Below are 10,515 nucleotides of genomic sequence, written 5' to 3' on the forward strand. Positions count from 1 at the left end.
CCCCGCCGATGCCGCGTCCTTCGCGGCGGCCGCGGACGCCGAGCTCGCCGCCGCGGCACCGCTCACCGACAACGCGTACAAGGTGACGCTCCTGCGCAACCTCACGATCGCCGTCCTGACGGAACTCGCCGAACCGACCGGACCCGCCGAACCGACCGGACCCGCCGAACCGACCGGACCCGCCGGCCATGACCAGGAGGGAGCGGCCCGATGACCACCACCGTGCCCGCCGTCACCGCACTCGGCACCGCCCGCACCCGTGTCGAGGGCCGCGAGAAGATCACCGGGACCGCCCGTTACACCGGCGACATCCCGCTCGCCTCGCTCGCCCACGGCAGCCTCGTGCTGTCCACGATCGCGCGCGGCCGGATCCGGGCGGTCGACGACGCTGCCGTCCGCGCGATGCCCGGCGTCGTGGCCGTACTGCACCACCTCAACGCCCCACGGGTACGCGGCGATTACCCCAGCATCATGGGCATGGCGCCCGATCCGACCGTGCGCGCCTTCCAGGACGACCGGGTGCCGCACTGGGGCTGGCCCGTCGCGCTCGTCGTGGCCGAGACGCCCGAGCAGGCGCGGGCGGGAGCCGACGCGCTGGTCGTCACGTACGACGCCGAGGCGCATGACACGGTCTTCTCCGGCGGGCGCACGGACGCGTACGGGCTGGACGGGGTCGTGCCGGCGACGCTGGCGAAAGGCGACGAGGAGGCCGAGCTGGCCGCGTCCGCCGTGGTCGTCGACGCCTCGTACACGACACCCGAAGAGCACCACAACCCGATGGAGCCGCACGCCGCCACCGCCTACTGGCAGGACGGCAGGCTCGAGGTCCTCGACTCCAACCAGGGCGCGAGCTGGACCGCCGAGGATCTGGCCAAGGCCTTCGAGCTGGCACCCGGCACCGTACGGGTGCGTTCCGAGCACGTCGGAGGCGGCTTCGGGTCCAAGAGCGTACGGGTGCACCAGATCGCGGCCGTGATGGCGGCGACCGAGCTTGGGCGGCCGGTGCGGGTGGCCATGACCCGCCGCCAGATGTTCAGCCTGGCCGGCTATCGCAGCCCCACCGACCAGCGGGTACGCCTCGGCGCCGACCCCGACGGACGGCTGCGGGTGCTGTCGCACGGTTCGGTGAGTCAGACTTCGAGTGTGTACGAGTTCGTGGAGCCGGCGGCGGCCGCGGGCCGTGTCCTGTACGACGCGGCCGCGCACCGCACCAGCGCCCAGGTCGTCCGCCTGGACGTGCCCACACCGACGTCGATGCGCGCGCCGGGGATGGCGCCCGGATCCTTCGCCCTCGAATCGGCGCTCGACGAACTGGCCGAGCGCTGCGGACTCGATCCGATCGAGCTGCGGATGCGCAACGAGCCGTCGGCGGGTCCGCTGAGCGGGCTGCCGTTCGCCGGGCGGAATCTGCGCGCGTGCTTCGAGGAGGGCGCCCGCAGGTTCGGCTGGGCGGACCGCGATCCGCGTCCGCGCGTACGCCGCGACGGGCGCTGGCTGCTCGGCACCGGGACGGCCGCGGCCACCTTCCACGCCTTCGCGGTGCCGTCCACGGCGGCGGTGACTGCCTGGGCGGACGGCACGTTCACGGTACGGATCGCCGCGGCCGACATCGGCACGGGCGCGCGGACCGCGCTCCAGATCGTCGCGGCCGATGCGCTGCGGGTCGCGCCCGAGCTGGTCCAAGTCCGCATCGGTGACAGCGAGTTCGGGTCCGCGTGGCTCGCGGGCGGCTCCGCCGGCACCAGCTCCTGGGCCTGGGCGATCACCCCCGCGGCCATGGAACTGCGCGACCGCCTCGCCCTCGGCGCGGACATCCCGGCCGACGGCCTGACGGTCCGCTCGGACAGCACGACCGCCCTGGCCGGACAGGAGCCGGCCGAACGGCACTCCTACGGCGCCCAGTTCGCCGAGGTCGCCGTGGACCCGGGCACCGGTGAGGTGCGGGTGCGGCGGATGCTGGGCATGTTCGCGGCGGGACGGATCGTCAATCCGCTGACCGCGCGCAACCAGCTCGTCGGCGGGATGGTCTGGGGCCTCTCCATGGCGCTGCACGAGGAAGCGGCGCGAGACGGGCGTTCCGGCTCGCTCGTGGGCGCGGATCTCGCGGGCTATCACGTCGCCTCCCACGCCGATGTGGCGCATATCGAGGCGGACTGGGTGGACGACCCCATGCCGGGCGATCCCATCGGGATCAAGGGCGTCGGCGAGATCGGCGTGGTCGGTGCGGCCGCGGCGATCGCCAATGCCGTCCGGCATGCGACGGGCGTACGGCACCGTCAGCTGCCGATCCGTCCGGACCGGGTTCTTGCCGGGGAATCCCCCGATCAGGGCCTTTCCGGTGAGTCCGCGCACGGGGGCCTTTCCGGGGAGACCTCTGGTGCTTGACATCGCCGCGGAGCTGACCGAGTGGCTGGCCGAGGGCCGGGCCTTCGCCGTCGCCACGGTCGTCGGCGCGAGCGGCAGCGCACCGCGCGGTCCGGGCGCCGCACTCGCCGTGGACGCCGAGGGCACGGTCATCGGGTCGGTCTCCGGCGGCTGCGTCGAGGGCGCCGTGTACGAGCTGTGCGCGCAGGCGCTGGTGGACGGCGCCCCCGTGCTCGAACGGTTCGGTTACAGCGACGAGGACGCCTTCGCGGTGGGGCTCACCTGCGGCGGGGTGATCGACATCCTGATCACTCCGGTCGGTGCCGAACGCGCCGTGTTCGCCAGGGCTGTCGAGGCCGCCGGCCGGGGTGACGGCGTCGCGCTCGCGCGGGTGATGCGGGGGCCGGCCGAGCTGGTGGGGCAGGCCTTGACGGTGCGTACGGACGGATCGTACGAGGGAAGGCTGCCGGATTCCCTCGCTCGGACCGTCGCCGACGAGGCGAAGGCGCTGCTCGACTCCGGTCGCACCGGCACCGTCGAACTGTCCGAGGACGGCTCGCGGTGCCCCGGTGGGCTCACCGTGTTCGTGGAGTCGAGCCTGCCGCCCCCGCGGATGATCGTCTTCGGCTCGATCGACTTCGCTGCCGCGCTGGTACGGGCGGGCAAGTTCCTCGGCTATCACGTGACCGTGTGCGATGCGCGCGAGGTGTTCACCACCCGGGCCCGCTTCCCCGAGGCGGACGAGATCGTGGTCGACTGGCCGCACCGGTATCTGGCCAGGACCTCGGTGGACGGGCGCACGGTGCTGTGTGTGCTCACGCACGATCCCAAGTTCGATGTGCCGCTTCTGGAGCTGGCGTTGCGGCTGCCCGTCGCGTACGTCGGGGCGATGGGCTCGCGGCGCACGCACGAGGACCGCAACCGCCGGCTGCGGGAAGCGGGCGTCGGCGAGGCCGAGTTGGCGCGGCTGAGGTCGCCCATCGGACTCGACCTCGGCGGGCGCACGCCCGAGGAGGTCGCGGTCTCGATCGTCGCGGAGACGGTGGCGGTGCGGCACGGGCGGGGCGGTGGGGCGCTCGGGTCGGTGGGCGGTGAAGTGGCCCACTGAACTTGTGCGCGGACTGATTTCACTGTCAACGCAGTCGCGGGCCGGGGCGCCCCGCCGGTCACTCCTTCCTGCGGAGCCACGTGGTCATCGTGCGGGGACGGTCGGCCTTCTCGCGGGAAGGGCCTGCCTTCTTACGGGGACGCCTGCCCGCTTTCGCCTTCGTACGGGTACGGGTACGCGTGTCACGTGACTCGGGCGGCCTGCCGTACCACCGGAAGCGGCGCCGGCGCGGAGGGTGGATCGAACGCGAGAGCCGGCGCCCGATGAGCAGGTAACCCAGCAGCGCCCCACCGGTGTTGAGCAGCACATCGTCGATGTCGAAGGCCCGGCCCGTGATGACCAGGCCCTGCACCACCTCGACGCACAGCATGACCACGGTCGTGGCGGCGAGCACCCGCAGTACGCCACGCGCCTTGGGAAGGATCACCGGCAGCAGGACGCCGAACGGCACCCCCAGCACGATGTTGCCGCCGAGCTGCTTGACGGTGTCGCGGAACGCGGGCTGGGCGAGATAGTCGCGGATCGAGTCGCCGGGCCGCAGGTTGGTGTGCGTGAGCGGCACCGAGGCGGAGGAGGGCTGCAGGGTCAGCCGCGCGAGCACCACTCCGAACGCCACCATCGCAGCGCACGCCAGCAGCATCGCGAGAGCGCGCAGCGGCCAGGGGACCGGGGCGCGTGGCGGGGCGTCGGGGCGCTCACGGGGCTTACGGGCGCGGCCCCCGGTCGGACGGGTGGCGCGTCGGACGGAGGACTGCGCCATCACTGCTCTCCGGAAGGGTGTGGGAGGCGGGCAGGAAGTCCCGTGTACCCGGGCCGGGTTGAGGCATGCGTGCCGCGGGTGTCGCGTACCGCACCCACGGGCGCACGCGGCCCACCGGCGGGCGCCTCTGCGCAGGGTGTGCGCCCCCTTGTGGGGGTTCGGGCCGCGCGTGCCCGGGAGATAGGTCTGAAGGTGCGTGCTTCCGCGCCCTCCGCACCTCGAGCGGACCGGCCTTGAGCGAAGGGGAGATCCCCATGGCGTCTTACGACACCGGGCGGCTGAGTGCGATCGTGAAGATCCTCGACCAGGCGGGTACACAACTGCGCCTTGCGGCCCGCGAACAGGGAGTTCAGGTCGCCGGATCGCCTTCACCGCATCTGTCCGACGCCCAGGACCCGTCGGGCATCGCCTCGCTGCTCTGCGTGGTGGAGCGCGCCTCGGGCGGTGTGCGGCGCGCGCTCGCGCATCTGCGGGCCGGCGACCTGGGCCAGGCCCAGCTGGCCCTGGAAGCGGCGGGCACCGGTCCGCGCCTGGACGCCCTGCCTCTGGCGGCCCTGCCGCGGCCGCTGCCCGGACGGGTCACTGCCGCGCTGCAGTTGATGCGCGGCATCTCGGGGTTCTTCACGGCGGACACGGAGGAATTCCTGGTACGCCAGCTCCACCCGGCGGGGCGTGCGGTCGCCGGGGTGCGTTAGGGAACCGGACTCTCCGGGTGTAACGGCGGCCGTACGGGCCATACGACCCGCCATGAGCGAACTCTCCCGCCGGGCCCGGCGTTTGGGCAGGCGTACGGATCGAAGCGACTGGGTCGACCGTGCGGCCGGGCTCGGTCTGATCGCGTACGGCCTCGTGCACCTAGTGGTCGGCTGGCTCGCCGTGCAGCTGGCCTTCGGCGACCGTTCCGGTCCCGCGTCGCCGAGCGGGGCGATCGAGGAGCTGGCGCGTCAGCCACTCGGCGGTGCGATCGTCTGGGCGACCGCCGTGGGCATGTACCTGCTGGTCGTCTGGCAGCTGATCGAGGCCGCCTTCGGACACCGCTGGGCGGGCAACCGGCGGTGGCAGCGGGTGCTGTCCCTCTGCAGGGCGATCGTGTACGGAGTGCTCGGCACCAGCGCGCTCAAGATCGCCCTGGGTTCCGACGCCCAGGACGGTGACCGGACCACCGAGGGCCTGACGGCGCGGCTGATGGACCTGCCGCTCGGGCAGGCCCTCGTCGCCGCGGTCGGTGCGGTGATCATCGGGATCGGCGTGGCTTCGGTGCGCAAGGCCTTCACCGACACGTTCCTGGACACGTTCGACCGGCGGGGCACGCGAGGGACCACGGGGACGGCGTACACCTGGCTGGGGCGTGCGGGGCACACGGCGAAGGGACTGGCCCTCGGCGTCGTCGGCGCCCTCTTCGGCTGGGCGGCGCTGACCCACGAGCCCGACAGGTCGGGCGGTCTCGACCAGGCGTTGCGGAAGGTGCTCGAGCAGCCCTTCGGACCGGCTCTGCTCACGGCGCTCGGACTCGGCATCTTCTGCTTCGGCTGCTACTGCTTCGCGTGGGCGCGGCATCTGGACCGGTGAGCGGGTCCTTCGGCCGGCGGGGTCCGGCAGGCTCGGCCGCAGGCCGCCTCCGACCCGGGAGCGGTTCCTTCGGCCGGCGGTCCGGCAGACTCGGCCGCAGGCCGCCTCCGACCCGGGAGCGGGCCCGCGGTCAGCTCTCCGACAGGGCCAGCTCCACCGCGGCCTCGGCGTGCAGACGGGCCGTGGGGAAGACGGGGACGGGGCTGTGCTCGGGCCCGATCAGCAGCTCGATCTCGGTGCAGCCCAGGACGATGCCCTCCGCGCCCTCGCGGATCAGCCCGTCGATCACGGCACGGTACGCGGCGCGGGACTCCTCCCGTACGACACCGAGGCAGAGCTCCTCGTAGATGACCCGGTGGACGAGCGCACGCTCCTCGGGGCCGGGCACAAGGACATCGAGTCCGTGCCGCGCGAGACGGCCGCGGTAGAAGTCCTGCTCCATCGTGAACGCCGTACCGAGCAGACCGACCCGGCGCAGCCCGGCGGAGCCGACCGCACCCGCGGTCGTGTCCGCGAGGTGCACCAGCGGAACGGGCACCGCGTCCTGCACCGCGTCCGCGACCTTGTGCATGGTGTTGGTGCAGATCAGCACCATGTCCGCGCCCGCGGCGACCACGCCGCGCGCGGCGTCCGCGAGGATCTTTCCGGCCGCGTCCCACTCGCCCGCGACCTGCAGTTCCTCGATCTCCGCGAAATCCACGGAGTACAGGACGCAGCGCGCGGAATGCAGCCCGCCGAGCCGCTCCCGGGTGAACTCGTTGAGCAGCCGGTAGTACTCGGCGCTCGACTCCCAGCTCATGCCGCCGATCAGCCCGATGGTCTTCATGCACACGCCTCCTGCCGACACCGACCTTGCTCGGTCACTGTGCCGCATAAGCGACTCTTTGGTTTGCTCCAGGGGGTGCGGCCGGGGCTGTCGACAACCCCTGTGGAAAAGCCAGAGGTCCAGTCCAGCGACAGTTATCCACAGGGCTAGTGACGCCTCGGCGCAGCGCGTACGGTCTTCCGCATGAAGATCCTCATCAGCGCCGACATGGAAGGCGCCACCGGTGTGACCTGGCCTGCCGATGTGCTGCCGGGCCACCCGCAGTGGGAGCGCTGCCGCTCCATGTTCACCTCGGATGTGAACGCGGCGGTGCTCGGTTTCTTCGACGGCGGCGCCGACGAAGTGCTGATCAATGAGGCGCACTGGTCCATGCGCAATCTGCTGCTCGAAAAGCTCGACGACCGCGCCGAGATGCTCACCGGCCGGCACAAGTCGCTGAGCATGGTCGAGGGGGTGCAGCACGGTGACGTGGACGGGATCGCCTTCATCGGCTACCACACGGGCGCCGGTACGGAGGGGGTCCTGGCGCACACGTATCTGGCCAACTCCATCACCGGGGTCTGGGTGAACGACGTGCGGGCGAGCGAAGGTCTGCTCAACTCGCATGTGGTGGCCGAGTTCGGTGTGCCGGTGGTGCTGGTCACGGGCGACGATCTGACCTGCGAGGACGCCCTCGGCTATGCGCCGGGCGCGCTCAAGGTCGCGGTGAAGGACCACGTGTCGCGGTACGCGGCGGTGTGCCGCACCCCGGCCCGTACCGCCGCCGACATCCGGGCCGCGGCCAAAGAGGCCGCCGCGCTGGCGGTGCGTCATGAGCCGGTGCGGGGCGGGCCGTTCACGGTGGAGCTGGAGTTCGACGCCGAGCATCTGTCGCAGGCCGCGACCGTGGTGCCGGGGGTGGCGCGCTCCGGGGAGCGGAAGGTCGCGTACACCAGTCCGACCATGTATGAGGGGATTCGTACGTTCAAGGCGGTCACCACGATCGTCTCCGCCGCGGTCGAGGAGCAGTATGGCTGAGCAGATCACAGGGACGACGGACAGCGGGGTCGATGCGGCCGGGCTCGACGAGGTGGTCCGGTTCACCTCCGACCTGATCCGGATCGACACCACCAACCGGGGCGGCGGCGACTGCCGCGAGCGGCCCGCGGCCGAGTACGCGGCGGAGCAACTGGCGGGCGCGGGCCTGGAACCCGTACTCCTGGAGCGCACCTCGGGGCGCGCCAATGTCGTGGCCCGGATCGAAGGCACCGACCCCTCGGCCGACGCGCTGCTCGTGCACGGTCATCTGGACGTGGTGCCGGCCCAGGCCGAAGACTGGCAGGTCCACCCGTTCTCCGGCGAGATTCGCGACGGCGTCGTGTGGGGCCGGGGCGCGGTCGACATGAAGAACATGGACGCGATGATCCTCTCGGTCGTCCGCTCCTGGGCCCGTCAGGGCATCCGGCCGCGGCGCGATCTCGTCATCGCGTTCACCGCCGACGAGGAGGCCAGCGCCGAGGACGGCTCCGGTTTCCTCGCCGACCGGCACGCGGGACTCTTCGAAGGATGCACGGAAGGGATCAGCGAATCCGGGGCGTTCACGTTCCATGCCGCTCCCGGGATGCGGCTCTATCCGATCGCGGCCGGTGAGCGGGGCACGGGCTGGCTGAAGCTCACCGCCAGGGGCCGGGCAGGCCACGGCTCCAAGGTGAACCGGGCCAACGCGGTGACCCATCTCGCCCAGGCCATCGCCCGGATCGGCGAGCACCAGTGGCCGGTGCGGCTGACCCCGACCGTACGGGCGGCACTGGCCGAACTCGCCAGGCTGCACGGCCTCGACGCCGACGTCCACGCGCCGGACTTCGACGTGGACGCGCTGCTCGGCAAGCTGGGCCGGGCCGCGGCGCTGGTCGAGCCGACGGTGCGCAACAGCGCCAACCCGACGATGCTGCAGGCCGGATACAAGGTCAATGTGATTCCCGGCGAGGCCGTGGCCTATGTCGACGGGCGCTATCTGCCGGGCGGCGAAGAGGAGTTCAGAGCCACCCTCGACGAACTCACCAGACCCCATGTGGACTGGGAGTTCCACCATCGCGAGGTCGCGCTCGAAGCGCCGGTCGATTCCTCCGTCTACCAAAAAATGCGCGCAGCCCTCGAGGAATTCGAACCGGAGGGGCATGTCGTTCCGTACTGCATGTCAGGAGGGACGGACGCGAAGCAGTTCTCCCGCCTCGGCGTCACGGGCTATGGCTTCTCGCCCCTGAAGCTGCCCGAGGACTACGACTATGCGGCGATGTTCCACGGCGTCGACGAACGGGTGCCCGTCGAGGCTCTGCACTTCGGCGCCAGGGTGCTGAGCCGTTTTCTGCGAACGGCGTAGCGGAATGGGGGAGATGGTGCGTACCGAGCCATACGGCGACTGGCCCTCGCCGATCGACGCCGCGCTCGCCGCGTCGCACGACGGCCGGCCGGAGTGGGTGGGCTTCGTCGGCGACGAGGTGTGGTGGACCGAGCCGCGCCCGTCCGAGGCGGGCCGCCGCGCCCTGGTGCGCCGGCACGCCGACGGGCGCGAGGAGTCGGTGCTGCCCGCGCCCTGGAACGTGCGCACCCGCGTCATCGAGTACGGCGGACACCCCTGGGCCGGGGCCGTCGGCGCCGCGGGACCGCTCCTGGTGTTCTGCGACTTCGCGGATCAGCGGCTCTATGCGTACGAGCCGGACGCGCCCGGAGCGGTGCCCGTACCGCTGACGCCGGTGTCGCCGGTGGGTGGCGGGCTGCGCTGGGCCGATCCGCAGATCCGGGCCGACCGGGGCGAAGTGTGGTGCGTGCTCGAGGAGTTCACCGGTGAAGGGCCCGAGGATCTGCGGCGGATCCTCGTCGCCGTGCCGCTCGACGGTTCCGCCGCGGACGATCGGGGTGCGCTGCGCGAACTGTCCGACGGACGCCACCGGTTCGTCACCTCGCCCAGGGTCTCGCCCGACGGACGGCATGCCGCCTGGATCGGCTGGGATCATCCGCGGATGCCCTGGGACGGTACGGAGCTCCTCGTCGCCGAGGTGACCGCGGACGGCACGTTCGGGGCGGCCCGCGCAGTGGCCGGCGGACCTGAGGAGTCCATCGCCCAGGCGGAGTGGGCGCACGACGGGACGCTGCTCTTCGCTTCGGACCGCAGCGGCTGGTGGAACCTGTACCGAGGCGAACTGCTGCCCGGCCGGGGGGAGTCGCCGGATCTGACGGTGACGGCGCTCTGCCCCCGGGCCGAGGAGTTCGCCGGACCCCTGTGGAAGCTCGGGCAGCGCTGGTTCGCGCCGTTGGAGAACGGCACGGTGGCCGTCGTGCACGGCGTGGGCACCAACTCGCTCGGCATCCTCGACCCCGAGACCACGGATGTCGTGGACGTGGCGGGCCCCTGGACCGCATGGGCGCCGACGCTCGCCGTGCACGGCTCCCGCGTGGTGGGATCGGGGGCCAGCCCGCGCAGCGCCGCGGAGGTCGTCGAGCTCGACATCCGCACGGGCCGCGCGCGCGTCATCGGCGCCCCGCACGACGACCCCGTGGACCCCGCGTACTACCCGGAACCGCAGATCCGCACCTTCAGCGGACCGCTGGGCCGGGACATCCACGCCCACATCTACCCCCCGCACAACCCGGGGCACCGAGGCCCCGACAACACCCTGCCGCCGTACGTCGTATGGGCGCACGGCGGGCCGACCGGGCACGCACCGCTCGTCCTCGACCTGGACATCGCCTACTTCACCTCGCGCGGCATCGGCGTCGCCGAGGTCAACTACGGCGGCTCGACCGGCTATGGCCGCGCCTACCGGGAACGGCTGCGGGAGCAGTGGGGCGTGGTCGACGTCGAGGACTGTGCGGCGGTGGCCCGTGCGCTCGCCGCGGAGGGCACCGCCG

9 protein-coding genes and 1 pseudogene are annotated in these 10,515 nt (G+C 72.2%); 8 read left to right on the forward strand and 2 right to left on the reverse strand.

What is annotated here, in order from left to right:
- The 3 genes and pseudogenes from ABT367_RS38515 to ABT367_RS38525 form a co-directional block, all read left to right on the forward strand.
- A pseudogene (locus ABT367_RS38515) lies at nt 1–133 on the forward strand (FAD binding domain-containing protein); the annotation flags it as partial.
- Between the two features lie 77 nt (nt 134–210).
- Entirely contained in the window at nt 211–2,385 is a 2,175-nt protein-coding gene (locus ABT367_RS38520) for a xanthine dehydrogenase family protein molybdopterin-binding subunit (protein WP_352258269.1), read from the forward strand.
- Complete coding sequence (locus tag ABT367_RS38525; RefSeq protein ID WP_352258271.1) at nt 2,378–3,472, forward strand: XdhC family protein; 1,095 nt, start codon at nt 2,378–2,380, stop codon at nt 3,470–3,472. Before ABT367_RS38520 ends, ABT367_RS38525 begins: the two co-directional genes overlap by 8 nt.
- Before the next feature lie 58 nt (nt 3,473–3,530).
- Here ABT367_RS38525 and ABT367_RS38530 read toward each other — a convergent pair whose 3' ends face one another.
- Nucleotides 3,531–4,232: a VanZ family protein gene (locus ABT367_RS38530; RefSeq protein ID WP_352258273.1), complete on the reverse strand. Its 702-nt coding sequence runs from the start codon at nt 4,230–4,232 to the stop codon at nt 3,531–3,533.
- A 254-nt stretch (nt 4,233–4,486) separates the two neighbouring features.
- Between ABT367_RS38530 and ABT367_RS38535 the strand changes: the two genes are divergently transcribed.
- Nucleotides 4,487–4,927, forward strand: coding sequence for a hypothetical protein (locus tag ABT367_RS38535; RefSeq protein ID WP_352258275.1), 441 nt, complete (start codon nt 4,487–4,489; stop codon nt 4,925–4,927).
- A gap of 52 nt (nt 4,928–4,979) precedes the next feature.
- Nucleotides 4,980–5,801, forward strand: coding sequence for a DUF1206 domain-containing protein (locus tag ABT367_RS38540; protein ID WP_352258277.1), 822 nt, complete (start codon nt 4,980–4,982; stop codon nt 5,799–5,801).
- A 130-nt stretch (nt 5,802–5,931) separates the two neighbouring features.
- Here ABT367_RS38540 and ABT367_RS38545 read toward each other — a convergent pair whose 3' ends face one another.
- Nucleotides 5,932–6,627, reverse strand: coding sequence for an aspartate/glutamate racemase family protein (locus tag ABT367_RS38545; protein ID WP_352258278.1), 696 nt, complete (start codon nt 6,625–6,627; stop codon nt 5,932–5,934).
- A gap of 183 nt (nt 6,628–6,810) precedes the next feature.
- On the opposite strand from ABT367_RS38545, the gene ABT367_RS38550 reads away from it, so the two are divergent.
- The 3 genes from ABT367_RS38550 to ABT367_RS38560 form a co-directional block, all read left to right on the forward strand.
- A complete protein-coding gene (locus tag ABT367_RS38550) occupies nt 6,811–7,644 on the forward strand; it encodes a M55 family metallopeptidase (RefSeq protein ID WP_352258279.1) in 834 nt (277 codons plus the stop codon).
- The gene (locus ABT367_RS38555) at nt 7,637–8,986 is read left to right on the forward strand and encodes a M20/M25/M40 family metallo-hydrolase (protein WP_352258281.1); all 1,350 of its coding nucleotides are present in this window, start codon (nt 7,637–7,639) and stop codon (nt 8,984–8,986) included. Before ABT367_RS38550 ends, ABT367_RS38555 begins: the two co-directional genes overlap by 8 nt.
- 4 nt (nt 8,987–8,990) lie before the next feature.
- Nucleotides 8,991–10,515: prolyl oligopeptidase family serine peptidase (locus tag ABT367_RS38560; RefSeq protein ID WP_352258282.1), on the forward strand; the 1,525-nt coding region annotated here is incomplete at its 3' end.

The organism is Streptomyces mesophilus (assembly GCF_040300965.1).
GTDB classification, from domain to species: Bacteria; Actinomycetota; Actinomycetes; order Streptomycetales; family Streptomycetaceae; genus Streptomyces; species Streptomyces mesophilus_A.

Bases quoted from the DNA above. Each gene is read 5' to 3' on its own strand.
- ABT367_RS38520 (WP_352258269.1), top strand. From the start codon at position 211: ATGACCACCACCGTGCCCGCCGTCACCGCACTCGGCACCGCCCGCACC.
- ABT367_RS38530 (WP_352258273.1), bottom strand. From the start codon at position 4,232: ATGGCGCAGTCCTCCGTCCGACGCGCCACCCGTCCGACCGGGGGCCGC.
- ABT367_RS38535 (WP_352258275.1), top strand. From the start codon at position 4,487: ATGGCGTCTTACGACACCGGGCGGCTGAGTGCGATCGTGAAGATCCTC.
- ABT367_RS38540 (WP_352258277.1), top strand. From the start codon at position 4,980: ATGAGCGAACTCTCCCGCCGGGCCCGGCGTTTGGGCAGGCGTACGGAT.
- ABT367_RS38545 (WP_352258278.1), bottom strand. From the start codon at position 6,627: ATGAAGACCATCGGGCTGATCGGCGGCATGAGCTGGGAGTCGAGCGCC.
- ABT367_RS38550 (WP_352258279.1), top strand. From the start codon at position 6,811: ATGAAGATCCTCATCAGCGCCGACATGGAAGGCGCCACCGGTGTGACC.
- ABT367_RS38555 (WP_352258281.1), top strand. From the start codon at position 7,637: ATGGCTGAGCAGATCACAGGGACGACGGACAGCGGGGTCGATGCGGCC.